20 protein-coding genes are annotated in these 24,110 nt (G+C 71.6%); 14 read left to right on the top strand and 6 right to left on the bottom strand.

Going from position 1 to position 24,110, the window contains the following annotated elements; all coding sequences use genetic code 11:
• From C4T78_RS19940 to C4T78_RS19990, 11 genes are all read left to right on the top strand, one after another.
• Window positions 1-1,461, top strand: coding sequence for an MFS transporter (locus C4T78_RS19940; RefSeq protein WP_093349854.1), 1,461 nt, complete (start codon window positions 1-3; stop codon window positions 1,459-1,461).
• Window positions 1,462-1,622: 161 nt separating this feature from the next.
• Entirely contained in the window at window positions 1,623-2,951 is a 1,329-nt protein-coding gene (locus C4T78_RS19945; RefSeq protein WP_093349857.1) for a purine-cytosine permease family protein, read from the top strand.
• A 235-nt stretch (window positions 2,952-3,186) separates the two neighbouring features.
• Complete coding sequence (locus C4T78_RS19950; RefSeq protein ID WP_093349859.1) at window positions 3,187-4,725, top strand: hydantoinase/oxoprolinase N-terminal domain-containing protein; 1,539 nt, start codon at window positions 3,187-3,189, stop codon at window positions 4,723-4,725.
• Between the two features lie 2 nt (window positions 4,726-4,727).
• Window positions 4,728-5,798: an S-methyl thiohydantoin desulfurase family protein gene (locus C4T78_RS19955; protein ID WP_177247502.1), complete on the top strand. Its 1,071-nt coding sequence runs from the start codon at window positions 4,728-4,730 to the stop codon at window positions 5,796-5,798.
• Complete coding sequence (locus C4T78_RS19960) at window positions 5,795-6,895, top strand: S-methyl thiohydantoin desulfurase family protein (protein ID WP_093349864.1); 1,101 nt, start codon at window positions 5,795-5,797, stop codon at window positions 6,893-6,895. The genes C4T78_RS19955 and C4T78_RS19960 overlap by 4 nt, the downstream gene beginning before the upstream one ends.
• Window positions 6,896-7,030: 135 nt before the next feature.
• Window positions 7,031-8,344, top strand: a complete 1,314-nt coding sequence (locus tag C4T78_RS19965) for a GH1 family beta-glucosidase (protein ID WP_093350179.1) — start codon at window positions 7,031-7,033, stop codon at window positions 8,342-8,344.
• Window positions 8,341-9,573, top strand: coding sequence for an MFS transporter (locus tag C4T78_RS19970; protein WP_093349867.1), 1,233 nt, complete (start codon window positions 8,341-8,343; stop codon window positions 9,571-9,573). Before C4T78_RS19965 ends, C4T78_RS19970 begins: the two co-directional genes overlap by 4 nt.
• A 43-nt stretch (window positions 9,574-9,616) precedes the next feature.
• Window positions 9,617-10,684: an S-methyl thiohydantoin desulfurase family protein gene (locus tag C4T78_RS19975; protein ID WP_177247503.1), complete on the top strand. Its 1,068-nt coding sequence runs from the start codon at window positions 9,617-9,619 to the stop codon at window positions 10,682-10,684.
• The gene (locus C4T78_RS19980; RefSeq protein WP_093349869.1) at window positions 10,681-12,195 is read left to right on the top strand and encodes a PucR family transcriptional regulator; all 1,515 of its coding nucleotides are present in this window, start codon (window positions 10,681-10,683) and stop codon (window positions 12,193-12,195) included. The genes C4T78_RS19975 and C4T78_RS19980 overlap by 4 nt, the downstream gene beginning before the upstream one ends.
• Before the next feature lie 67 nt (window positions 12,196-12,262).
• Window positions 12,263-13,300, top strand: a complete 1,038-nt coding sequence (locus C4T78_RS19985) for a peroxidase-related enzyme (protein ID WP_093349872.1) — start codon at window positions 12,263-12,265, stop codon at window positions 13,298-13,300.
• A 265-nt stretch (window positions 13,301-13,565) separates the two neighbouring features.
• Window positions 13,566-14,306: a dienelactone hydrolase family protein gene (locus tag C4T78_RS19990; RefSeq protein WP_093349874.1), complete on the top strand. Its 741-nt coding sequence runs from the start codon at window positions 13,566-13,568 to the stop codon at window positions 14,304-14,306.
• Here the strand turns inward: C4T78_RS19990 and C4T78_RS19995 are convergent.
• Complete coding sequence (locus C4T78_RS19995; protein WP_093350185.1) at window positions 14,264-15,037, bottom strand: isocitrate lyase/PEP mutase family protein; 774 nt, start codon at window positions 15,035-15,037, stop codon at window positions 14,264-14,266. The genes C4T78_RS19990 and C4T78_RS19995 overlap by 43 nt on opposite strands.
• Before the next feature lie 166 nt (window positions 15,038-15,203).
• On the opposite strand from C4T78_RS19995, the gene C4T78_RS20000 reads away from it, so the two are divergent.
• Window positions 15,204-15,914, top strand: a complete 711-nt coding sequence (locus tag C4T78_RS20000) for an ArsR/SmtB family transcription factor (protein WP_093349877.1) — start codon at window positions 15,204-15,206, stop codon at window positions 15,912-15,914.
• Here the strand turns inward: C4T78_RS20000 and dprE2 are convergent, their stop codons facing one another.
• A complete protein-coding gene (gene dprE2, locus C4T78_RS20005) occupies window positions 15,915-16,658 on the bottom strand; it encodes a decaprenylphospho-beta-D-erythro-pentofuranosid-2-ulose 2-reductase (protein WP_093349880.1) in 744 nt (247 codons plus the stop codon). It lies immediately after the preceding gene.
• A 207-nt stretch (window positions 16,659-16,865) separates the two neighbouring features.
• Here dprE2 and C4T78_RS20010 point away from each other — a divergent pair, with 207 nt between their 5' ends.
• Window positions 16,866-17,966, top strand: a complete 1,101-nt coding sequence (locus tag C4T78_RS20010) for a winged helix DNA-binding domain-containing protein (RefSeq protein ID WP_093349882.1) — start codon at window positions 16,866-16,868, stop codon at window positions 17,964-17,966.
• A 76-nt stretch (window positions 17,967-18,042) separates the two neighbouring features.
• The gene (locus C4T78_RS20015) at window positions 18,043-18,858 is read left to right on the top strand and encodes an SAM-dependent methyltransferase (RefSeq protein ID WP_093349885.1); all 816 of its coding nucleotides are present in this window, start codon (window positions 18,043-18,045) and stop codon (window positions 18,856-18,858) included.
• A 217-nt stretch (window positions 18,859-19,075) separates the two neighbouring features.
• Here C4T78_RS20015 and C4T78_RS20020 read toward each other — a convergent pair whose 3' ends face one another.
• The 4 genes from C4T78_RS20020 to C4T78_RS20035 are packed head-to-tail and all read right to left on the bottom strand — an operon-like array spanning window position 19,076 to window position 23,526.
• Entirely contained in the window at window positions 19,076-19,693 is a 618-nt protein-coding gene (locus C4T78_RS20020; RefSeq protein WP_093349887.1) for a GTP-binding protein, read from the bottom strand.
• The gene (locus tag C4T78_RS20025; RefSeq protein WP_093349890.1) at window positions 19,674-20,228 is read right to left on the bottom strand and encodes a DUF742 domain-containing protein; all 555 of its coding nucleotides are present in this window, start codon (window positions 20,226-20,228) and stop codon (window positions 19,674-19,676) included. Before C4T78_RS20025 ends, C4T78_RS20020 begins: the two co-directional genes overlap by 20 nt.
• Before the next feature lie 7 nt (window positions 20,229-20,235).
• Complete coding sequence (locus C4T78_RS20030) at window positions 20,236-20,661, bottom strand: roadblock/LC7 domain-containing protein (RefSeq protein WP_093155918.1); 426 nt, start codon at window positions 20,659-20,661, stop codon at window positions 20,236-20,238.
• A 54-nt stretch (window positions 20,662-20,715) separates the two neighbouring features.
• Complete coding sequence (locus tag C4T78_RS20035; RefSeq protein WP_093349892.1) at window positions 20,716-23,526, bottom strand: sensor histidine kinase; 2,811 nt, start codon at window positions 23,524-23,526, stop codon at window positions 20,716-20,718.
• Window positions 23,527-24,110: the final 584 nt, after the last annotated feature.

A 24,110-nucleotide genomic window follows, 5' to 3' on the forward strand; every position in this document is an offset into this window, starting at 1 on the left:
GTGAAGAACAAGCTGACCCTGCTGTTCGTGCTGCTCGGCTACTTGCTCCTGCCGATGTCGATGTCCGGCACCACCGTCGCGCTGCCGCAGATCGGAACGGCGCTCGACGCCTCCGGCGGCGCGCTGCAGTGGGTGGTGACCGGGTACTTCCTGACCGCGTCGTCGTTCATGCTCGTCGCCGGCTCGACCGGCGATCTGCTCGGGCGGCGCCGGATCTACCGCCTCGGCGCGGCGACGTTCGTGCTCGGCAGCCTGGTCGCGGCGCTGACGCCGAACATCCTGGTGCTCGACGTGGCGCGCACCGTGACCGGCACGGGCGCGGCCGGGGTGATGGCCGGTGGCGGTGCCATCCTGGCGACGACGTTCACCGGCTCCGAGCGGACCAGGGCGTTCGCCGCGATGGGCACCACGTCGGGCATCGGGCTCGCCATCGGCCCGACGCTGGCCGGGTGGCTGGTCGGCGCCCTCGGCTGGCGGGCCACCTTCGGCGCCTTCGCCGCAGCCGGAATCGTCCTGCTCGCAGGCACTTTCGCGATGACCGAGTCGCGCGCCGCGCAACGACCGCGGGCCGACTGGTTCGGCGCGGTCACCTTCATCGCCGGGCTGGCTTCGGTGATGTTCGCGATCACCCAGAGCTCCGGGGCGGGCTGGAGCAGTCCGCTGGTGCTCGGGCTGCTGATCGCCGGTGCCGGGCTGATGACCGCGTTCGCGGTCGTCGAGCGGCGCAGCGCGCACCCGGTGCTGGACATGTCCCTGCTGCGCAACCGGAAGTTCGTCGGCTGGGTGCTCGCCGGGGTCGTGATGGTGCTGGGCTTCGGCGGGATGACCTCGTTCCTGCCCACCTACCTGCAGGGCGCCAACGGGTTGTCGGCGCGCGATTCCGGGCTGGTCATGCTGATGTCCACGGCTCCGATGCTGGTACTGCCGCTGGTGGGCAGCAGGCTGGTGAACCGGGGCACCTCGCCGCGGCTGCTGATCGTCACCGGGCTGCTGCTCATCTCGGCGGGCAACGCGTGGTTGACCGGGCTGCACCCGGGCATCGGGGCGTGGCAGCTGCTCGGCCCGCTGCTGACGATCGGCATCGGGGTCGGCCTGGCCAGCGGGTTGATCGACGCGCAGGCGATGAACCAGGTCGACCAGTCGCGCGCCGGGATGGCCGCCGGGCTGCTGAACACCGTGCGCGGTGGTTCCCAGACGCTGGTGCTGGCGCTGTTCGGTTCGGTGCTGATCAGCTTGCTGACCGGGCGGATCGGCGCGGAGCGGGCCGGCCAGGTGGCCACCGGGAAGCTCACCGGGCCCTCGCCCGACGTCCTGGCCGGGCACCTCACGGAGTCCTGGCAGGTCCTGCTCTGGGCGATCGCGGCCCTGACCGCGCTCGGCGCTCTGGCGGTCGCCGCCCTGCTCAAGCCGAGGCGGGCATCGTCCCCGCTGCCCGCGCCGCCGGTTCCGGCGGCAGCCTGACCGCGGTCGTGGGTGGCGCAGGCGAGCGCCACCCACGGCTCTGACTGTGCACCTTGCACTGCATTCGGGTCCCGACCGTGCACTTCCTCCACTGACGACGGGTTGACCAGGGCTTACGGTGTCCGCCAACCGCCCCTCCGAGCCAACCCGAGGAGCTCGCCATGGCTTCGTCCGTCGGGGTCGACGACTACGCGCTGACCAGAGTGCCCGACCATGCCCGCTACTCCTGGTGGTCGGTGGCCGTGCAGCGGTTCGGTCAGGTCTCGGCGCTGAGCCAGTTCCTGCTCGGCGCCACGCTGGGCTTCGGCATGAGCTTCTGGGACGCCTTCCTCGCGCTGACCCTCGGCGCCGTGATCCTGGAGATCGTGGCGATCTTCGTCGGGATCATCGGTGCCCGCGAAGGCCTGTCCACCTCCATGCTCGCGCGCTGGACGGGCTTCGGCCGCGCCGGGTCGGCGCTGATCGGGCTGGCCATCGCGATCAGCCTGATCGGCTGGTTCGGCATCCAGTCCGCGGTGTCGGCCAAGGGGCTGGTCTCGCTGGTCGGCGGCCTGCCCGAGTGGGGCTGGGCGCTGGTGTTCGGCCTGCTGGTCACCGCGATCGTGCTGCGCGGCTTCCGCTCGATGGCCTGGGTCGCCTACGTGACCGTGCCCGCCTTCCTGGTGCTCGTCGGCTGGTCGATCGGGGCGGAGCTCACGCAGCACGACCTCGGCGCGCTGATGGCCTCCGCCCCGCCCGGCCCGCAGCTGTCGCTGCTGGAGGGAACCACGCTGGTCGCGGGCGGGTTCATCACCGGGGCGGTGATCACGCCCGACATGACCCGCTTCAACCGCACCGTCGGCGACGTGGTCAAGCAGACGCTGGTCGGCATCACCCTCGGCGAGTACGTGATCGGCCTGGCCGGGGTGCTGCTCGCGCACGCCGTGCGCTCCGCCGACATCACCACGATCGTCACCTCGTCGGTCGGCTGGGTCGGCATCCTGGTCGTCGTCGCGGGCACGCTGAAGATCAACGACTGGAACCTGTACTCCTCCGGGCTGGGTCTGGTGAACTTCGTCGGCACGGTGTTCGGCAAGAAGCTCAACCGCGGCATCGCGACGGCGGTGTTCGGCCTGATCGGCAGCGTGCTGGCCGCGGTCGGCATCCTCGACCAGTTCACCGGCTTCCTGACCGTGCTCGGGGTGGCGTTCCCGCCGATCGGCGGAATCATGGTCGCCGAGTACTTCATCGTGCGCCGCTGGCGCGGGGAGCTCGAAGCATCGCGGGCGCGGGGCGAGATCCCCGCCTCCTCCCCGGACTGGGTGCCCGCGACGCTGGTCATCTGGCTGGTCGCCGCACTGGTCGGCGGACTCGTGGAGATCGGCCTCCCGAGCATCAACTCGCTGCTCCTCGCGTTCGTGCTCTACGTCGTCGCCGGGAAGCTCAACCTCATCCGCGGCGTCGGCAGCACCGACCCGGCAACCGCCGCAGTGAGCGGGAAGACCGGCTAGAACCGGCTTTTCGACTCATCCCAAGCGAGTCTTTGAGATGCGGCGAAGCCGCATGCGGTGTGGGACTCAACTTGCACCGCCGCGGGTTCTCAGAGCTTTCCTGGCGAGGACGGCCCAGCCGCCGTGTATTGGTCATACATAAGGCTGGGCACCCGCAGTCCAGGGAAGCTCTGAGGTTCCGCCACCCGCACCGCCAAGCAGAACGAGCATGGAAGACCCACGAAGGAGTTCCGACTTGCGCATCGGTATTGACGTTGGCGGCACCAACACCGACGCCGTCCTGCTGGACGGCACCGAGGTGCTCGCCGCCGTGAAGATGAGCACCACCACCGACGTCACCTCCGGGATCGTCGCGGCCATCGACGGTCTCCAGCGGCAGCACGCGTTCGACCCCGCCGGGGTGCGCGCGGTGATGATCGGCACCACGCACTTCATCAACGCCCTCGTCGAGGCCCGCCGGCTCGCTCCCACCGCCGCGGTGCGACTCAGCCTGCCCGCCGGTGCGTCGCTGCCGCCGATGGTCGACTGGCCGCAGCGCTTGGTCGAGGCCGTGTCCGGGCGCAGCTACCTGTGCCACGGCGGGCACGAGTTCGACGGGCGGCACATCGCCGAGCTGGACGAGGCCGAACTGCGCAAGGCCATCGACGACATGGGCCGCAACGGGGTGCGCAGCGTCGCGATCACCTCGGTGTTCTCCCCGGTCAACCACGACTTCGAGCAGCGCGCCGCGGAGCTGATCGCCGCCGAGCTGCCGGACGTGGCGATCTCACTGTCCCACGAGATCGGCCGGATCGGTCTGCTGGAGCGGGAGAACGCCACGGTCATCAACGCCGCGCTGCGGGAGCTGGCGGCCAACATCGTGGACGGCCTGGCCACCTCGGTGGCCGGTGCGGGCATCACCGCGCCGCTGTACCTGAGCCAGAACGACGGCACCCTGATGGACGTCGACTTCGCCCGCCGCTACCCGGTGGCGACGTTCGCCTCCGGCCCGACCAACTCGATGCGCGGCGCCGCCGTGCTCTCCGGGCTGGACACCTGCGCGGTGATCGACGTCGGCGGCACCACCAGCGATGTGGGCGTGCTCAACCAGGGCTTCCCGCGCGAGGCGACCACCGCGGTGAGCGTCGCCGGGATCCGCACCAACTTCCGGATGCCGGACGTGCTGTCGATCGGCATCGGCGGCGGCAGCCTGGTGCGCGGCGGGACCGTCGGCCCGGAGTCGGTGGGCTACCAGCTGACCTCGAAGGCCTTGGTGTTCGGCGGTGACACGCTGACCGCCACGGACATCGCGGTGGCCGCCGGGCGCGCCGAGATCGGCGATCCCGAACTGGTCGAGCACCTGGACAAGGACGTGGTCCGGGCGGCGCTGGAGCGCATCGCCGCGGACAACGCCGACGCGGTCGAGCGGATGCGGACTTCCGCCGAACCGCTGCCGGTGGTCGCCGTCGGCGGTGGTTCGGTGCTGCTGCCGGACGAGCTGGGCGATGCGGGCGAGGTGCACCGGCCGGAGAACTACGCGGTGGCCAACGCCATCGGCGCCGCGATCGCGCAGATCGGCGGCGAGGTGGACCGGGTGTACGCGATCGAGCCGGGCCGCCGCGATTCGGTGGTCGACGAGGCCAAGCAGGAAGCGGTCGACCGGGCGGTGGCCGCGGGCGCGAGTCCGTCCACCGTGGACATCGTGGACTTCGACGAGGTGCCCATCCCGTACCTGCCGGGCAACGCGACCCGGATCCGGGTGAAGGCCGTCGGCGACCTGCAGCTGGAGGCGTGAGCATGCGCGAGATCGCACTGTCCGACCTGGACGACATCGCCCGCGGCGCGGCCATCCTGGGCACCGGCGGTGGCGGCGACCCGCACATCGGCCGGCTGCTGGCCGGTGCCTCGCTGCGCGAGCACGGCCCGGTTTCCCTGACACCGCTGGAGGAAGTGCCGCCGGACGCCGCGGTGCTGCCGGTGGCGATGATGGGCGCGCCGACCGTGATGGTCGAGAAGCTGCCGTCGATCGAGCAGATCGGCCTGGCCGCCCGCACCCTCGCCGACTACCTCGGCCAGGAGCTCACGCACATCGCGTGCGCCGAGGCGGGCGGGGTCAACTCGCTGATCCCGGTGGCCGCCGCGGCGCAGCTGGGCCTGCCGCTGATCGACGCGGACGGCATGGGGCGCGCGTTCCCCGAGATCCAGATGGTGCTGCCCACGCTGTACGGCATCAAGGCCACGCCGATGGCCATCGCCGACGAGAAGGGCAACCGCGGTGTGCTGGACACCGTGGACAACCACTGGGCGGAGCGGCTGGCCCGCAGCGTCACCATCGACATGGGCTGCTCGGCGATGATCAGCAGCTTCGCGATGACCGGCGGACAGGCCCGCGAGTCCCTGGTGCCGGGCACCCTGACGCTGTGCGCGGAGCTGGGTCGGCTGGTGCGCACCGCGCAGGCCGAGCACCGCGACCCGGTGGACGCCGTGGTCGAGCGGTTGGGCGGGCGGCGGCTGTTCACCGGCAAGGTCGTCGACGTCTCGCGGCGCACCGTGTCCGGTTTCGCCCGCGGTGACGCGCGGTTGGTCGGCATGGACGGCGACAGCGGCACCGAGCTGGTGCTGCGGTTCCAGAACGAGCACCTCGTCGCCGAGCGCGACGGCACGGTGCTGGCCTCGGTCCCGGACCTGATCTGCACCCTGGACCGGGAATCCGGCGAGGCGATCACCACCGAGGCGATGCGCTTCGGCCAGCGGGTCGCGATCATCGCCGCGCCCGCCGATCCGCGCTGGCACACCCCGGCCGGGCTGGAGCTGGCCGGGCCGCGCTACTTCGGCTACGACATCGACCCGGTGGGGGTCCGGCAGTGAGCTGGCAGCTGACCGAGGAGCACCTGACCGACCTGGCCCGCGGCGCGGCCGTGCTGGGCACCGGGGGCGGCGGCGACCCGTACGTGGGCCGGTTGCTGGTGCAGCAGGCGATCCGCGAGTCCGGGCCCATCACCGTGCTCGATCCGTCCGAAGTGGACGACGACGCGCTGGTGATCCCGACGGCGCAGATGGGCGCGCCCACGGTGGTGCACGAGAAGATCCCGAGCGGCGAGGAACCGGTCACCGCGCTGCGCGCGCTGGAGACCCACCTCGGGGCCAAGGCGACGGCGACGATGCCGATCGAGTGCGGCGGGATCAACTCGATGATCCCGCTGGTGGTGGCCGCCCGCACCGGCCTGCCGGTGGTGGACGCCGACGGCATGGGCCGCGCGTTCCCGGAACTGCAGATGGAGACCTTCGGGGTCTACGGCGTGACCGGGTCGCCGATGGCGGTCGCCGGTGAGCGCGGCGAAACGGCGGTGATCGACGCGGGTGCCGACAACGCCCGGATGGAGTGGCTGGCGCGCGGCGTCACCATCCGCCTGGGCGGGGTCGCGCACATCGCCGAGTACTCGATGAGCGGTGCGGACGTGAAGCGCACCGCCATCCCGCGCACCCTCACGCTGGCGCACACCGTCGGCAAGGCCATCCGCGAGGCCCGCGAGCGCAACGCCGATCCGGTCGCGCACCTCGGCGAGGTGCTGAAGGGCACCTTGTACGGGCACCTGCGGGTGCTGTTCCGGGGCAAGGTCTCGGACGTCGAGCGGCGCACCGAGGCCGGTTTCGCGCGCGGGCGCGCGGCGGCGGTGTCCTTCGACGGCGAGCACGAGCTGGAGCTGGAGTTCCAGAACGAGAACCTGGTGGCGCTGGTCGACGGCGAGGTGCGTTGCGTGGTCCCGGACCTGGTGTGCGTGCTGGACGCCGAGCAGGCCGAACCGATCACCACCGAATCCCTGCGCTACGGACAGCGGATCACGGTCATCGGCATCTCCACGCCGGAGCTGATGCGCACCCCGGAGGCCCTGGCGGTCTTCGGCCCGGCGGCCTTCGGGCTCCCGCACGACTTCCGCCCGGTCGAGGAGCTCGTCGCCCCCTGATCCTCGCGGGTGGCGGTGGCCGAACGCACCACCGCCACCCGCGAGCACCGAACTCGCCCTTGACTCGGGCTGGTGGCCGGGACACCCTGACTGAACCCGAATTGTCTTCATGTTTTTGACGTGGAGGAGCGGTTCATGGCGGGCTTTCCACCTGACTTCACCTGGGGCGTGGCCGCATCGGCCTACCAGGTCGAGGGCGCTGCGAGCGAGGACGGGCGCACCCCGTCGGTCTGGGACACCTTCGCCCGCGCGGCGGGCACCACGGCGGACGGCTCCAACGGGGACGTCGCGTGCGACCACTACCACCGGTTCGCCGAGGACGTGGCGCTGATGGCCGACCTCGGAATCGACTCCTACCGGCTGTCGGTGTCCTGGTCGAGAGTCGTCCCCGACGCCTCCGGAAGGCCGAACCCGGCCGGGCTCGACTTCTACGACCGGTTGCTGGACTGCTTGGCGGACAACGGGATCAGCCCGGCGGTGAACCTCTTCCACTGGGACCTGCCGCAGTGGTCGCAGGACGCGGGCGGCTGGCGGGAGCGGGACACCGTCGAGCGATTCGCCGACTACGCGCAGATCGTCGCCGCACGGCTGGGCGACCGGGTCGGCACCTGGTCCACGATCAACGAGATGTTCGAGCACTTCGCGCTCGGGCACGTGACCGGTGAGCACGCGCCGGGGCTGACCCTGCCGCTGGACGAGGCGGCCGGGGTCGTGCACCACCTGCTGCTGGCCGGTGGCCGCGCCGCGCAGGTGCTCCGGGAGCGCGGTCGGCTGATGGGGATCACCAGCTACGCACCGGCACGCCCGCACACCGGCTCGGACGCCGACCGCGACGCCGCCGCGCTCTACGACGTCCTGCAGAACCGGCTGTTCACCGATCCCGTGCTGCTCGGCCGGTATCCGGCGGAGCTCGAACCGCTCGTCGAACCGTTCGTCGAGGAGGGCGACCTGGCGGTCATCCACACACCGCCGGACCTGTGGGGCGTCAACTACTACTCGATCAACTCGGTCCGGGCCGCCGAGGGCCCGGTGCCCCTCGAAGTCCTCGCGCCGCAGGGCTACCCGCGCACCGCGTTCGGCTGGGCCGTCGCCCCGGAGGGGCTCACCGAGGTCCTGACGACGCTGCACGAGCGCTACGCCGAACACCTCCCGCCGCTGGTGATCACCGAGAACGGTTGCGCCTACGACGACACCGTCGACGCCGAAGGCAGGTGCGACGACCTGGAACGCGTCGTGTACCTGGACGAGCACCTGGCAGCGGTGCGCGCGGCGATGAACGCCGGAGTGGACGTGCGCGGGTACTACGTGTGGTCGCTGCTGGACAACTTCGAGTGGGCCGAGGGCCACACCAAGCGGTTCGGGCTGGTGCACGTCGACTACGCGACCCAGCGGCGCACCCCGAAGACGTCGTTCGGCTGGTACCGCGACCGGATCGCCGCCTCGCGATGACCGCGGACGGCCTCGGCGAACCGACCGAACGGGTGCCGATCCGCTGGGTGCTGGCCTTCTCGCTGGCCACGGTCGGCACCTTCGTCGGCTGGTACGGGCCGTTGCAGATCCTGCTCGCGAAGCAGGCCGACGCGTTCGCCCCCGGGAGCAAGGAAGCCGTGCTCGCGTTCGCGGCCGGGATCGGCGCGCTGTTCTCGATGCTGGCCAACCCGCTGTGGGGCGCGCTCTCGGACCGCACCGCTTCCCGCTTCGGCCGGAGGATCCCGTGGGTGGTGGCGGGCACGCTCGGCGGAGTCGCCGGGCTGCTGCTGATGGCCGCGGCGCAGGGCGTGGTGGGCATGATCGCCGGGTGGTGCCTGGTGCAGACGGCGCTCAACGCGCCGTTCGCCGCGCTGTCGGCCGCCATCCCGGATCAGGTGCCGCTGCGGCACCGCGGCACCGCGGGCGGGTACTTCGGCGTCGCGCAGACGATCGGGATCATGGCCGGTACCGGCCTCGCGGTCGCGGGCGGCGGGATCGTCGGCGGATACCTCGCGTGCGCGGTGTTCGTCCTGCTCGCGCCGGTGCCGTACGTGCTGCTGCGGCGGGACCGGGTGCTGCCGGCGCAGCTGCGCCCGCCGTGGAACCGGCGCGCGTTCTTCGCCGGGTTCCGGCTCGACCCGACCCGCCACCGCGACTTCGCGTGGGCCTGGCTGACCCGCTTCCTGATCAACCTCAGCAACGCGATCACGCTGCTGTACCTGCTGTTCTACCTGAAGGACGCGGTCCGCCTGCCCGATCCGGGCGGGGGCGTGCTGGTCCTGACCGCGATCAACGCGGTGACCGTGCTGGTCTCGGTGATGGTCACCGGGATCTGGTCGGACCGGGTGGCCAACCGACGCGCCTTCGTCGCCTGGTCCGGCGTGATCATGGCCGTCGCCGGTTTCCTGCTCGCGGGCTGGCAGACCTGGACGGGCGCGGTCGTCGCGGCGCTGGTCCTCGGCATCGGGTTCGGCACGTACACCTCCGTCGACTTCGCTTTGATCACCCAGGTGCTCCCGGCCGCGCTGGACCGCGGCAAGGACCTCGGGCTGGTCAACATCGCCAACGCGCTCCCCCAGGTGCTGGCCCCGGCCGTCGCCGCGCCGATCGTCGCGCACCTCGGCGGATACCCGGCGCTCTACACCACCGCCTCGGTCATCGCGATCGCCGGCGCGGTGCTGGTCTACCGGGTCAAGGCCGTTCGCTGAGGCCGTCTGCGCCGGGTTTGCGCTGATGGGGCAGGCTGTGTGCGTGCAGATCGGCCTTGCGGACGTGCCCGCGCTGGAGCGGGGCGTCTCGCTGCTCGGCTCCGGTGGTGGCGGCGACACCGTCACCGCCACCGCGCTGCTGCGCGGTCGGCTCGCCGCCGGCCACCGGACCGCGCTCACACCGGTCGGCGAGCTGTCCGGCGATGCCCGGGTGGTGCCGATCGGGGTGATCGGGGCGACCGCGGTGTTCGCCGAGAAGCTGCCCAGCGGCGCGGAGTTCCGGGCCGCCCTGGCCGCGATCGAGCGGTGGACCGGTCACCGCGCCGACGCGCTGGTCTCGATCGAGGTCGGCGGGCTCAACGGGGTCGTGCCGCTGGTCGTGGGCGGTCAGCTGGGGCTTCCGGTGGTGGACGCGGATCTCTCCGGGCGCGGCGTGCCCCGCCTCGACCAGCTCTCCGTCGCCGCCGCGGGCAAGGGCCTGACGCCGGTCGTGCTGGCCGAGCCGGGCGGGCAGGTGCTCGTCCTCGCCGAGGGGACCTCGATCGAGGTGGAGCGGACCGCGCGCGCCTTCCTCGCCGGTTCCGGAGGCTGGGCGGTCCTCGCCCTGGCCCCGATCCCCGCTTCCGAGCTGCCGGAATGCGCGATCCCGGGCACCATGAGCGCCGCGCTCTCCCTCGGCAGGCAAGCGCTCTCGGCGGATGCCGAGGAACTCGCGGCGGCCACCGGCGGCCGGGTGCTCGGGCTCGGCCGGGTGGTGGAGGTGTCGCGGCGTCCGGGCCCCGGCGAGCACGGCCGGGCCGGGTTCGCCCGCGGCAGCGCGACGGTGCGGGACCACCGGACCCAGTCGCTGCTCCGGCTGGAGATGGAGAACGAGTACCTGTTCGCGATGCGCGACGGAGAGCCGGTGGCGTCCACGCCGGACGTCCTCGCGGTGCTCGACCACCGCACCGGCGTGCCCGTCCTCTGCGACGTCATCCGCCGGGGCGTCGAGGTCGCCGTCCTGCAGCTGCCCGCCGCCGGGTTCTGGACCGATCCGCGCCGCCTCCAGGTGCTGGCGCCGCGCGCCTACGGCATCGACTGCGACCCCGTCCTGCTGGAGGTGCGGCGATGACCATCAGCGTCCACCGCCTGCTCGCGGTGCCGGATTGGCGCGAGTCGGTCCGGGTCCTGGCCGGTGACGTGGACCGGCTCGTGCGCCTGGCCCGGCCCATGGCGCACGACCGCTCCATCGAACCCGGCGAGCTCGTGGTGGTGGTCCAGCCGATCCCCGCCACCGACTGGCGCGTCGACGCGCTGCTCCGCCGGATCGCCGACGCGGGCGGCGCCGGGTTGCTGCTGCCGGAAGGCGGTCTGCTGGAATCCACCCGCCTGCTCGCCGAACGGTTGAACGTCGCGCTGCTGACCTCGACCGCAGCTCCGCTGGACCTGCTGATCTCGGCCCGGATGCTGCTCGCCGCTCCGGCGCTCGACCGCGCGGACCTGGTGCTGGCCGTCCACGACGCGCTCGGCGCGCGCGTCCGGCCGCCCGAGGAGGTCGTCACGACCTTGCACGACCTGCTGGACGCACCGGTCGCCCTGCTCGACGACAGCGGCGCGCTGATCGCCGGAGAACTCCCCCACGCGACCGAAGTCCGCGTGCACGAACCGGTTCCGCAACGCACCCGGCTCGGCGAAGGCGTCCTCCTGGCGCACCCGGTGCTGCTGCTGGACACGACGCGCCCGGCGCTGTGGCTGGCCACCGAGCTGGCCGACCGCAGCGCGGCCCGCGCCGACGTCGTGCCACCGGCGCTGTCGGTCGCCGCCGCTGCGGTGCAGCGCTGGCTGCTCACCAACCGGATCGAGCTGGAGCGCGACGCCCGGTCCCGGGCCGCGCTGCTCGCCGACCTCCTCCGCCTGGACGACGAGCCCACCGCCGACCTGCGCCGACGCGCGGCCGACGCGGGCTGGAGCCTCGGCGGCTGGCACATCGGGATCCGCATCGGCACGCAGTCCGCTGTGGACACCGTGGCGCGCAGCCGGGAGGTCGAGCGGGTGCTGCGCGCCGAAGGCGTCGGTGCCGTGGTGGTCGAGCACGGCGACGGCTGGACCGGCTGGGCGACCTCCGAGCAGGAACCCACGGCCGACCGCGTGCGGTCGCTGGCCGCGCAGCTGCGCGCCGCCACCCGCGAACTCCGGCGAACCCTGGACGTGCACGTGGGAGTCGGCCGCCCGCACCCGCAGGCGGAAGGGCTGGCGACCACGATCGCCGAAGCCACCGACGCCGCGCGGATGGCCCGCACCCGCCCCGAATCGGGCCGCTTCCTGCACGTCGACCAGCTCGGCATGGCCCAGCTGCTGCTGGAGTGGACCCGCACCGACACCTTCGAACCCGCGGCCCGCACGCTCATCGCACCGCTGCGCGGCCAACCCGGCGACCTGATCCGCACCCTCGCCGCCTACCTGGACGCCGAGTCGTCCATCGCGGAGACCGCCGCGGTCCTCGGCGTGCACCGCAACACGGTCGCCGCGCGCATCGAGCGGATCGAACGGCTACTCGCGGTCGACCTCGGCCACCGCGACGAACGCCTGGCGCTGCACCTCGCCTGCCGCGCGGTCACCCTCGCCGAGGGCTGGGACCCCTAGTGATCACCCGGACGCGCAGGCCGTGGAAACTACCCGCGGAAAGCCGTTCAACCGGACGAGGATGCTTATGACGACCGCAAGCAGTGTCCGCGCCGACGCGGTGCTGGCCGTGCTCCGACCGGACGTGCGCGAGCTGACCGCGAACGTCGACGTCGCCGTGCTCCGCCCTGCCGACCTGACCGCCCTGGACCGGGCCGACCGGGCCCGGATCGCGCTGCGCGTCGCGCTGGTGAACGACCAGCCGGACGACGAACTGGCGGCGGAGCTCGATGCGCTGGCGGGCGAGGGATCCGCCGAGGTCGTCCGGGACACCGAGCGCTGGGCCGAGCTGTCCGAGGCGCAGCAGGCGCTGCTCGCGCACTGCGAGCAGGTCGCGCTGGACCCGGCCGACGTGAGCGTCGCCGAGATCGGCGAGCTGCGGGCGCAGGGCTTCAGCACGGCCCAGGTCGTGGCGGCCGCCCAGGTGGTGGCGGCCACCAGCTTCCGGATCCGGTTGCTGCGCGGGCTGCAGCTGGTCGAGGAGTCCGACGCCGGGCCGTGCGCGGAACCGGCGAACACCATCGCCGTCGGATCGACCGCGGACGGCTGCGAACTGCCGACGCCCGGCGAGGCGTTCCCGCAGATGCGCTGGGTGCCGTGGGTGGAAGCGGACTCCTTCGACGTGGCGCTGCAGCACGACCCGGAAGCCCTGGAGGCGTGCAGCAAGCTCTACAACGCGATCATGACCGACCCGGGTGAGCTGGCCGCCGCCGAGCGGGAGCTGGCCGCGCTCGCCGCGTCCCTGCGCACCGGGTGCGCGCTGTCCTCCGGTGTCCACGGCCGACGCCAGGTCGAGCTCTCCGACGACCTCGTGACCTCGGTGGCGCTGGCGGAGGCCGGCCCGGCAGCGGTGCCCGACCAGCGCCAGCGCGCCATCGTCGACGCGGCCGCCGCGCTGGCCCCCACGCCGACGGCGCTGACCGCCGAGCACATCGGCCGCCTGCGCGCGGTCGGTCTGAGCGTCGAAGGCGTCCGCGAGCTGATCGCGGTGGCGGCGATGACGGCCTGGACCAACCGCCTGGCGATGACCCTCGGCAACGCCACCACCCGCGACGCGGACTGGTGATCACCGGACCTCCCTGACACCGCCGAGGTGGGTGGACCGCAATTTCAATGGAAATCAGACCGGCGATTTCAATGGAAGTTGCGGATCACCGGCGTGTCACCCCACGACACACCGACGGTTGTGGATGCCTCTCCGCGATTTCAATGGAAATCAGAGGTCTGATTTCCATTGAAATCGCATCCGGCCCCGCGCGGCGCAGGCCCCGCCACGTGTCGGGTTCCGCGCTCCGGGGTAGTCGGAGCCTGCGGAATCCGAGGAGGCTCACATGGTTCAAGTCGCGACCGAGCCGGTGATCGTCAAGACCCCCGCGGGCGAGCTCGAGGGGGATCTGGTCGTGCCACCGCCTGCCCGGGCGGTGGTTCTGTTCGCGCACGGTTCCGGGAGTTCCCGGCACAGCCCCCGCAACCGCGCCGTCGCCGAATCCCTGCAGAGCGCCGGGTTCGGCACCATGCTGCTCGACCTGCTCACTCCCGAGGAGGCCAAGTTCGACCAGCGGACGCAGGAACTCCGCTTCGACATCGACCTGCTCACCGAACGGCTGGTGCCCGCGATCGACGAGCTGAACGCCTGGTCGGCCACCCGGGGCATGCCGATCGGGCTGTTCGGCGCCAGCACCGGCGCGGCCGCCGCGCTGAAGGCCGCCGGGCGCCGACCGGACCGCGTCACCGCGGTGGTGTCGCGCGGGGGCCGTCCCGACCTGGCCGGAACCGGCCTGGACTCGGTGCAGGCCCCGACGCTGCTGATCGTCGGCGGTGACGACCGCGAGGTGCTCAACCTCAACCGGCAGGCGGTCGAGCTGCTCACCGCGCTACCGCTGACCGACGTCAAGATCGAGATCGTGCCGCACGCCGGTCACCTGTTCGAGGAGCCCGGCGCGCTGGAGCGGGTCGCGGAGCTGGCCGCCGACTGGTTCCGCAACTACCTCGGCGCAGGCGTGACGCGCCCGACCGGGCCCGACGGCGGTCACTGGAAGCCACCGGAGCCCCGGCGCAGGCCTCCGACGTAGTCCTGCACGGCCGAGTAACCAGGTACACCCGCTGCCACGGGCGAGCCATCGCGGACGGCGCGAGCGGTCGTGATCGCGCCGTGCAGAGCCGCGCGGTACAGCAGCGAGCCCATGCTCACTCGCCGCACGCCGAGCGCGGCGAGTTCCCCGAGGTCCATACCGGGCTGGAAGAGGATGTTGACCGGCAGCCGGACCGCGTCCACCAGCGCGCGGATGTCCTCGGCCGCGGTCATGCCCGGCACGAAGATGCCGTCCGCACCGGCCGCCGCGTAGCGGGCTGCGCGATCGATCGTGTCGCTGAGCGAGGGCGCCGTGCCGAGCCAGTACGTGTCGGTGCGCGCGTTGAGGAAGAGATCGGGAGCGCGCCGCTTCACCTCGCCGATGAGCTCCTGCCGGCGCCCGGGATCGCCCAGACCGTCCTCCAGGTTGATCCCGGCGACGCCGAGCTCGGCGAGCTCTTCGGCGACCTCGGCCGGAGCGCCGAAGCCCAGCTCGATGTCGACGCTGATCGGGCGGGGCAGCTCGACCAGCCGCCTGGCGAGTTCGACCGTCTGCGCGCGGGTGCGCCCGGCCGCGTCCGGCTCGCCGTGCGCGACGGCCACTCCGAGGCTGGTGGTGCCGATCGCGTCGAAGCCCTCGGCGACGAGCGCGGCGGCGGAGCCGAAGTCCCAGGCGTTCGGCAGCAGCAGCGGCGATTCCGACCGGTGGAGTGCGTGGAATTCTCCCGACATGCCACCACGGTAGAACCGCAACGGTTCGGCGCTCACCGAAGTGTCCTCGCGGCAGAATGGCTGTGCCAACCGCACCGCAGGGGACCGTGACGCGACCCGGCCACGGGAAACCGCGCAGCGCAAGATCGACCCCGAACGCGAACATCGCGGAGAGGCGGGACAACGCATGACAATCGAACGCGACGTGGCCCGGCTCGCCGCGCTGCTCGCCGACCCGACACGGGCTGCCTTCTGCCTGGCGCTGCTCGACGGGCGGGCGTGGACGGCGACCGAGCTCGCCGGGCACGCCGGAGTCGCGGCGTCGACGGCCAGCGAACACCTGAACCGGCTGGTGGAGGGCGGGCTGCTCGCCGAGCGCCGCCAGGGACGGCACCGCTACGTGCAGCTGGCGAACACGCAGGCGGCGGATCTCCTCGAAGCGTTCATCAGCCACCTCGGCCCGGCCCGGAAACCGCCGACCGGCCTGCGCGCGGTCAGCGCATCGGCGGCGCTCGCCAACGGCCGCACCTGCTACGACCACCTGGCCGGTCGCCTCGGCGTGACGATCACCGACGCTATGACGGCGGCCGGACTGCTCGACCAGAGCGATGGATTCGCCATCACCGACACCGGTTTCAGCTGGTTGACCGGCGACCTGGGGATAGCGGAGGCGGATCTCCGGAGCAACCGGCGCCCGCTGGCCCGGCCCTGCCTGGACTGGACCGAGCGCCGCTCCCACCTGGCGGGCACCGCCGGAGCGCACCTGCTGCGCAGCTTCCGCACCAACGGCTGGATCAAGAAGATCGGAACCGGCCGCGCGGTGCGCCTCACCGCCACCGGCACCACCGCGCTCCGCGACCTCCTCGCGATCGACGCCCGAACCGCCGGCCTCGCGTGATCAGCGCGGCATGCGGCGCCAGATGGCCTGCGGCACCAGGCGCATCACCGCGAACACCCAGCGCAGGATCGGCGGCACCCACACCACTCTGCGGCCGCGCCGCAGCGCCTTGACGGTCGCGTCCGCGACCTGATCCGGCGTGCTCGACCACGGCGCCGGGCTCATGCCGGTGGTCATCCGCCCGATGACGAAACCGGGCCGCACGATCAGCAGTTCCACACCGCTGCCGACCAGCGCGTCCGACAGCCCGCTGGCGAACCCGTCGAGCCCGGCCTTCGCCGATCCGTACACGTAGTTCGCGCGGCGCACCCGTACCCCGGCCACCGACGAGAACACCACGATCCGGCCGCTGCCCCGCTCCCGCATCAGGTTCGCCAGGTGCGTCAGCACGCTGATGTGCGCGACGTAGTCGGTGTGCACGATCTGGATCGCGTGCGCCGCGTCGCGTTCCGCGCGCTCCTGGTCGCCGAGCAGGCCGAAGGCCGTCACCGCGACCTCGATCGGCCCGTGCTCGTCGACGATGCCGCGCAGCAGTTCGTCGTGGCTGCTCACGTCGTCCGCGTCGAACTCCGCCCGCGCCACCTCGGTCGCGCCCACCTGGCGGAGCACCGCTTCCTCGGCGTCGAGGTCCGCCGACCGCCGCGCGGCCAGCACGACCTTGGTGTGGCCCTGCTTGACCAGGCGCTCGGCCACCGCCATGCCGATCTCACTGCGGCCCCCGAGGACCAAAACCGCTCCGCTCATCGCGGTAAGTCTGCCACCGCCGCATGTCGGTGCGCCCACGTACGGTCTCGGAGGCGGAAGGAGGAGCGATGAGCGACTTCGTGCCAACCGCAGCCACATCTCAATCGCACCCCAGGGGAACCTGACGCAACCCAGCCACAAGAAACCGCAAAACGCCACATCAACGCCCAACGCAACCACCACTGTGAATCGCGGAGAGGCGGACCAGTGCCCGTCCTGACCCAGCGCCAGCTCAACCGCACGACGCTGCAGCGGCAGCTGCTGCTGCGCCGATCCGGGAAGTCCGCGGTCGAGGCCGTGGAGCACCTGGTCGGAATGCAGGCGCAAGCACCGTTCCCGCCCTACTTCGGGCTGTGGACGCGGCTGTCCGGCTTCCAGCCCGACGATCTGGCCCAGCGGCTGCTGGACCGCAGCGTGGTCCGCATCGTGCTGATGCGCGGCACGGTGCACCTCGTCTCCGCCGAGGACTGCTTGCTGCTGCGGCCGATGGTGCAGCCGTTGCTGGACCGCGGCGTGCGCAGCAACACCCAGCACCGCAGCGAGCTCGTCGGGCTCGACGAGGACGAACTCACCGCCGTCGGCCGCAAGCTGCTGGACGAGCAGCCCCGCAGCGCGGCCCAGCTGCGGCCGCTGCTCGCCGAGCGCTGGCCCGACCGGTCGCCTGCGGCGCTGGCGTTCGCGGTGCGGAACCTGTTGCCGCTGGTGCAGATCCCGCCGCGCGCGATCTGGGGGCGCAGCGGTCAGCCGGTCTACGCCACCGCCGAGACCTGGCTCGGCCGCCCGCTCGCCGATTCGGCCTCGGTCGACGAGGTGCTCCGCCGCTACCTCGCGGCGTTCGGCCCGGCCACCGTCGCGGACATGCAGACCTGGTCCGGGCTGCGCGGGCTGAAGGACGTGGTGCGCGGGATGGACCTGCGCGGCTTCCGCGACGAGAGCGGTCGCGAGCTGCTCGACCTCCCCGGTGCCGAGCTCGCGGATCCGGAACTGCCGAGCCCGCCGCGCTTCCTGCCGCCGTTCGACAACCTGCTGCTCTCCCACCACGACCGCAGCCGCGTCATGTCGCCGGAGGACCGCAAGCGCCTGTTCAGCGTGAAGAACGCGGTGCTGCCCGGGACGATCCTGGTGGACGGGTTCCTGCACGGCACCTGGCAGATCACCCGCGAACGGGACGCCGCGACGCTGCACATCACCGCCTACCGGGCGCTGCCCGATGCCGAGGCCCTCGCCGAGGAGGGCCGCCGGTTGCTGGCGTTCGCCGAGCCCGATGGCGTTGAACAGTCCGTGAACATCGTCGTGGACGCGGAGTGATAGGTGTTTACCGAACGAACCCGGGGACCTACCCTGGGCTAGATCGTTTCCACCCCGGACCGAGCGGACCCACTCCATGGCAGACGTTGACCGGCCGCAGATCGACACGACCAAGCCCAGCATCGCTCGGGTCTACGACGCATTCGTCGGCGGCAAGGACAACTTCGAGGTGGACCGCCAAGTCCTCCGGCAGATCCAGCAGATCGCCCCGGAGGCCATCGAGGTCGGCAGGCTCTGCCGGGCCTGGCTGATCCGCGTCGTCCGGTTCATGGCCGGTGGCGCCGAGATCGACCAGTTCCTCGACCTGGGATCCGGCCTGCCCACCGCGGAGAACACGCACCAGGCGGCGCAGCGGCTCAACGCCGAGGCCAAGGTCGTCTACGTGGACAACGACCCGTCGGTCGCCGCGCACGGCCGCGCGCTGCTGGAGGAGAACGAGTACACCCACTTCGCGATGGGCGATCTCCGCGACCCGGCGGCCATCCTGAGCGATCCGATGGTCACCAAGCACCTGGACCTGAGCCGGCCGGTCGGGCTGATCCAGTGCAACACGCTGCACCACGTGACCGACGGCGAGGACCCGAACCGGATCATGCAGGCCTACGTCGACGCGCTCGCGCCGGGCTCCTACGTCGCGATCTCGCACCTGTTCAACCCGGACGACGGCAGCGCCCACGCCGAACTCGCGGTCGCGTCCCAGGCGCGCTTCAACGAGATGATGGGCAGCTGCTACTACCGCCGCCGCGAGGAGATCGCCGCCATGTTCCGCGGCCTGGAGATGATCGAACCGGGCCTGACCTACCTCTTCGACTGGTGGCCCGACGGCCCGCTCCTGCGCAGGCCCAGCGCCGAAGCCCACAACCTCCTCGGCGGAGTGGCCCGCAAGCCCTGACCACGCTGAACAGCGAACGGCCCGCGCACCAGGTGCACGGGCCGTTTTCTTCGCGACAGGCTCTCTTCATCCCGGTTCGTGGCCGCAGCCGTGACGACTCACCGGCCGCAACCGGCACCGCCGCGGGTTCTCAGCGTTCGCCTGGCGAGAACAGCCAGGAGCCAGGCGCGCTGAGGTTCCGCCACGCAGAACGAGCCTGGAAGCTTCAGCAGGGGACTCACCCTATCTGGCGGGAAGTCCAGTGGCGCATCGCGTGCTCCACTAACGCGATCAACGTGCGCTTGGTCGATTCGCGGTCGCGGGCGTCGCACGGGCCGATCGGCACGTCCGGGCCGATCGCCATGGCCTCGCGGACCTGGTCGATGGAGTGCAGCATCTTCCCGTCGAAGAGGTTCACCCCGACCAGGTAGGGCAGGCCGCGGTCCTCGAAGAAGTCGATCGCCGAGAACGAGTCGGCCAGCCGCCGGGTGTCCACCAGCACGACCGCGCCGATCGCGCCCTTGACCAGGTCGTCCCACATGAACCAGAACCGCTGCTGACCGGGGGTGCCGAACAGGTACAGGATCAGGTCCGAGGCCAGCGTGATGCGGCCGAAGTCCATCGCCACCGTGGTGGTCTGCTTGTTCGGCGTCGCGCCCAGGTCGTCAACACCGCGGCTGGCCTCGGTCATCACCGCCTCGGTGGTCAGCGGCACGATCTCCGACACCGAACCGACGAAGGTCGTCTTGCCGACGCCGAAGCCACCGGCCACCACGATCTTCGCCGAGGTCGACGTGGTGCCGACGGGCTCCGGCGGGGAGCCGAGCCGGGGCGCGCTATAGCCGACGGAGTCCACTCAAAACCCTTTCCATCAACACCATGTGTGGTGCGCTACCGCTTTCGCTCACCGTCTGGTGCACGGTGATCAACCCCAGTTCGGCCATGTCGGCCAGCAGCACGCGGGCCACCCCGATCGGCACGGACAACAGCGCCCCCACTTCCGCGACCGATCGGGGTTGTTGGCACAGCTCGGCGATCGACTGGTGCTCCAGCCGCACCGCGGTGCCCTGCTGGTAGCCCTCACCGACCGAAACGAGGGTTTCCAGTTCCAGCTTGTGGGTGGACCGGGTCCGTCCACCGGTCCAGGTGTAAGAGCGGATGCTCGACGCGGCCGGTGCAGCGGGCTCCTCGACCGGCTCGTCCGGATAGGACTCCGCAGGGACCTCGTACCGCTCATCTTGTTGATCATCGTACCGCTCCGGTTCGGCGCGCTCCTTGCGCTTCCGCTTTCCGCTGCCGAAGCTGAAACCGTTGACGACGTCGGCGAAGCCGTTGTCACCGCTGCTGTCGCGTCTTCGCCCCCGTGCCGGGTAATCCGATCTCCTGCTCATCGCATCCTCACACGAGTGCGCCGGTCGAGCCTTGCAGCTGCGAGCGGATCTCCGGGGTCAGCATCTGGCCGACGCGCTCCACGAGCATGGTCATCTCGTAGGCGATCAACCCCATGTCGCACTGCGGAGCGGCGAGCACGGTCAGGCAGGAGCCGTCGCTGATGCCCATCTGCAGCAGCGTGCCGCGCTCCATCTCCACGATGGTCTGGACGACGCGACCGGCCTCGAAGCACTTCGCCGAACCCTGGGTGAGGCTCAGCAGCCCCGATGCGACCGCGGCCAGCTGATCGGCCCGGTCACGGGGCAGGGTCGCCGAAGCGGTCAGCACCAGTCCATCGGCGGAGACCACGATCGCGTGCGCCACACCGGCCACGCGCTCGGTGAAGTCGGTGATCAGCCAGCCGAACCTGCGGGAAATCATCTGAGCAGTCATGCAACCTCCTGTTCGTCGCCGAGGTGATCACGCCTTCGCGCTGCGGACACCATGTCAATCCTCGTCGGTTGCTCGATGCCGACCGCGGCTGACACCGCTCTGGAAGTCCGCCAGCCTGCCGCGGAGCCTGTCCGCGTCGCGCTGGAACGTCCCGGTGCTGGTCGGCTCCGAATTCGCCACGCTACCCGGAACCAGGTGCGCCTTGGGAGTGCGGCGCGGCAGCCCGGCCTGCGTGAACGAGCCCGGCTGCGGGTTCGCCGCCGCCTCGGCCGCCTCGCGCGCCTTGTCGGCGGCGAAGTTCCACGCGTCGTCGGCACCGGGATCGTGCGGGATCCACGGTTCGGGTTCGACCGGACTGAGCCGGGAGTCCGTGGAACCGCCGAACTGGACCCCGTTCTGGGCCAGCCTGCGGCTGATGTCCTCGGCGCTCCGGGACGGCTTGGCGTCCGGTTCGGCCGCACCCCGCGGGGTGCGGCGCGGCAGCCCGGAATCGGTGAGCGACGGCGGTTCCGGCTGCGGGGCGGCGGCCGATGGGAAGTCGTCGGCCGCGTCCTGCGCCCCGGGCCAGCTGAACTCACCGGTCTCGGACTGCGCCTTCTCACTCGCTGGTTGGAACCACTGGGTGGAGGCTTCCTCGAAGATGGGCGGCTCCTCCTCCGGCCGTTCGGCGGGCGGTTCGACGCCTGGCCAGTCGAATTCACCGGGAACCGCCCGCGGTTGCTGCGGGATGTCCAGCGGCGCGTCGAACAGGTGCGCCGTCGGCGATTCCTCCGGTTCCGGGGTGTGCGATTCGAACAGGCTCGACGGCCCCGGCTCCTGCCAGGGCGATTTCTCCGCCGGCGTCCGGCGCGGCAGCTCACCGGAGGTCGGCAGGTCGGTGTGCGCGTGGCCGTTGCGGCCGCTGAGCTGCGGTGCGGCGGGCAGCACCGGGCCGGGCTCGACCGACACGACGTGCTCGGCCGGGATCATGACGGTCGCGCGGACCCCTTCGACGTCCGGGCCGCCGTGCAGTTCGACGCCGACGCCGTGCCGCACCGCCAGGCGCCCGGCCACGAACAGCCCCATCCGGCGGGAGGTGGCGAGGTCGTCCTCGTCGACCGAGGCCAACCGCTCGTTGGCCCGCTCCAGCTCCGCATCGCCCATGCCGATGCCCTGGTCGAGCACGTCGAGCACCACGGTGCCGTCGCCGGCCTGGTAGCTGGACACCGTCACCGTGGTGTCCGGGGCGGAGAAGTTCGCCGCGTTGTCCAGCAGTTCGGCCACCAGGCGCACCAGGTCGCTGGCGGTGTGGCCGCGCAGCTTCACCGCCGGCGGTGGCTGCACCATCACGCGCGGATACTGCTCGATCTCGGAGACGGCGGCGCGCAGGACGTCGGCCAGGTCGGTGGGCTGGGTGAACCGCCGCGCCAGGTCGTGGCCGGAGAGCACCATCAGGTTCTCGTTGTTGCGGCGCATCCGGGTGGCCAGGTGGTCCAGCTGGAAGAGGCGCGCGAGCTGGTCGGGGTCCTCCTCGTCCTGCTCCAGCTCCTCGAACAGCCGCAGCTGCCGCTCCAGCAGGCTCTGGCTGCGCCGGGACACGCTGACGAACATGTCGTTGTACCCGCGCCGCAGGTCCGCCTGCTCGACCGCGAGGCGCAGCGCCTGCTCGTTCACCTCGTCGAAGGCGCGGGCCACCTGCCCGACCTCGTCGGTGGTGTCGATCGGAACCGGGCTCACCGCGGCATCGGCGCGGTTGCCCTGCCGGATCGCGTCGACGGCGGCGGGCAGCTCGTAGTCGGCCGCGTCGAGCGCGCTGGTGCGCAGTTCGCGCAGCGAGCCGAGCAGCTGGCGGGCGATCATGATGATGATCGCGGCGGCGATGATCAGCGCCGAGAGCAGCAGCACGGAGTCCCAGCCCGCCGCGTCGCTGGCCTCGTTCTCCAGCTGCGAGGCGATCGTCCGCACCTCGGCGGCGAGTTCATCGCGACCGTCGTTGATCGTCTGGACGGATGCGTCGCTGCCCCGGTTCCAGGCGTCCTGCGTGACCGAGTACCCGCCGCTGTAGATGCCGTCGGTGCTCTCCTTCAGCAGCGCGGCCAGCATCTGGTTGCGTTCCACGATGGGGCGGGTGAGCAGCGTTTCGTCCAGCCGCTGCTGCCAGTGCGCCGCGACCGTCGCGCGGGCGTCGATGATCTTCCCCAGCAGCCGGGCTCGGGATCCCTGCAGGCTGTCCAGCGCCTGCGGTTGGAGACTGCCCTCGCTCAGGCCGGTCAGCACCCACGCCTGCTGCAGCCGGACCTCTTCGACCAGAGCCAGCATGTCCTGCATCGCGAACGCCGTGCTGGACAGGCTCCGGTCGGCGACGCTGCCGGTCAGCGCGCGGTTCAGCGACATCACCGAGTTGATCACGTCGCTGTAGGCGCCGATGGCCTGGTCGGCCCGCAGCCGGTGGTCGTGCACCTGCTGGCGCAGCGCAGCGAGCTCGTCGAACCGCGGCCGGAGCTCGCGGTAGCGGTCCGCGACGACCGGGCCGAAAGCGTCGGTCGAGGCGATGACCTCGCCGACCTCGCCCATTGCGCGGTCCACCGTGGCGGCCTCCTGGTCGACGGCACCGGCGTCGCCGTCACCGACCAGGAACTCGACGGCGCTGTTGCGCTCCCGCTGCAGCCCGTCGACCAGCGGTTCGATCCGGTCCACCGCGTCCAGGACTTCCTCGACGCGGCCGAACTCGGCGGCCCGGTCGACCTGCCACCGGATCTGCCCGATGCCGAGCGTGATCGCGAAGATGACCGGGACCAGGACGACGGCGCCGAGCTTCACCGGCAGGGACCAGTTGCGCCACTGGACCACGGCGCTGCGGAGCCGCCCGAACTTCCCCTCGCTCACGAGCGCCCTCCTGGCGTCGAGCTCGGGACTCCGCGCTGGTCGATGGCGGTTCGGAGCCTGTCGGGCGAACAATGGGTTGGAGAACGGCGCATGCGTGCGGTCCCGCAATCGTCGTCTGGGCGGTCGGGGGTGAAATCCAGCTGCGGTCGGGTGGCTCCGGGCGCCGAGAAACACCATCCGGTACTGCGCTGTACCGATGGGGCTCCGGCGGCACTCAGCGTCACCAATAGCATCTCCGGCCGGTGCATTTGCGACACCGGTACCGAACCGTTACCTCTCCCGTCAGCGGCTGTCTTTCGCTGCCCAAGCACTATAAGCCCCTGGTGGCGGGATAGTACCGGGGGCTTTTTACCATTCGACTACGACAAACAGCGGATGTCACGCCCAGTGGTCGAAGTCGGCGAAGAACCGCCACCGTTTTCACTCGTTCAGCCTAGAGTTGCGGCCACCTCGCCGCCCACTCCGCGGCGAAAAGCCTGGTGAATCAGATCCCACCAGCGCTTTCGAGGCGTTGACCTGGCAGTACCAGACAGTAACCACGATCCCGGTGCAGGCCCGCCGAGCCCACCTGAGACCCTGGAAAA

Origin of the sequence: Saccharopolyspora kobensis, from assembly GCF_900108315.1 — a bacterium.
In the GTDB taxonomy this organism is placed as follows: domain Bacteria; phylum Actinomycetota; class Actinomycetes; order Mycobacteriales; family Pseudonocardiaceae; genus Saccharopolyspora; species Saccharopolyspora kobensis.

Excerpts from the sequence above, each read along its gene's own strand:
- dprE2 (WP_093349880.1), bottom strand. The coding sequence starts at position 16,658 with ATGAGCGGAGCGGTTTTGGTCCTCGGGGGCCGCAGTGAGATCGGCATG.
- C4T78_RS19985 (WP_093349872.1), top strand. The coding sequence starts at position 12,263 with ATGACGACCGCAAGCAGTGTCCGCGCCGACGCGGTGCTGGCCGTGCTC.
- C4T78_RS19945 (WP_093349857.1), top strand. The coding sequence starts at position 1,623 with ATGGCTTCGTCCGTCGGGGTCGACGACTACGCGCTGACCAGAGTGCCC.
- C4T78_RS20000 (WP_093349877.1), top strand. The coding sequence starts at position 15,204 with ATGACAATCGAACGCGACGTGGCCCGGCTCGCCGCGCTGCTCGCCGAC.
- C4T78_RS19995 (WP_093350185.1), bottom strand. The coding sequence starts at position 15,037 with ATGTCGGGAGAATTCCACGCACTCCACCGGTCGGAATCGCCGCTGCTG.
- C4T78_RS19980 (WP_093349869.1), top strand. The coding sequence starts at position 10,681 with ATGACCATCAGCGTCCACCGCCTGCTCGCGGTGCCGGATTGGCGCGAG.
- C4T78_RS19990 (WP_093349874.1), top strand. The coding sequence starts at position 13,566 with ATGGTTCAAGTCGCGACCGAGCCGGTGATCGTCAAGACCCCCGCGGGC.
- C4T78_RS19965 (WP_093350179.1), top strand. The coding sequence starts at position 7,031 with ATGGCGGGCTTTCCACCTGACTTCACCTGGGGCGTGGCCGCATCGGCC.
- C4T78_RS20030 (WP_093155918.1), bottom strand. The coding sequence starts at position 20,661 with ATGACTGCTCAGATGATTTCCCGCAGGTTCGGCTGGCTGATCACCGAC.
- C4T78_RS20015 (WP_093349885.1), top strand. The coding sequence starts at position 18,043 with ATGGCAGACGTTGACCGGCCGCAGATCGACACGACCAAGCCCAGCATC.
- C4T78_RS19970 (WP_093349867.1), top strand. The coding sequence starts at position 8,341 with ATGACCGCGGACGGCCTCGGCGAACCGACCGAACGGGTGCCGATCCGC.
- C4T78_RS20025 (WP_093349890.1), bottom strand. The coding sequence starts at position 20,228 with ATGAGCAGGAGATCGGATTACCCGGCACGGGGGCGAAGACGCGACAGC.
- C4T78_RS19955 (WP_177247502.1), top strand. The coding sequence starts at position 4,728 with ATGCGCGAGATCGCACTGTCCGACCTGGACGACATCGCCCGCGGCGCG.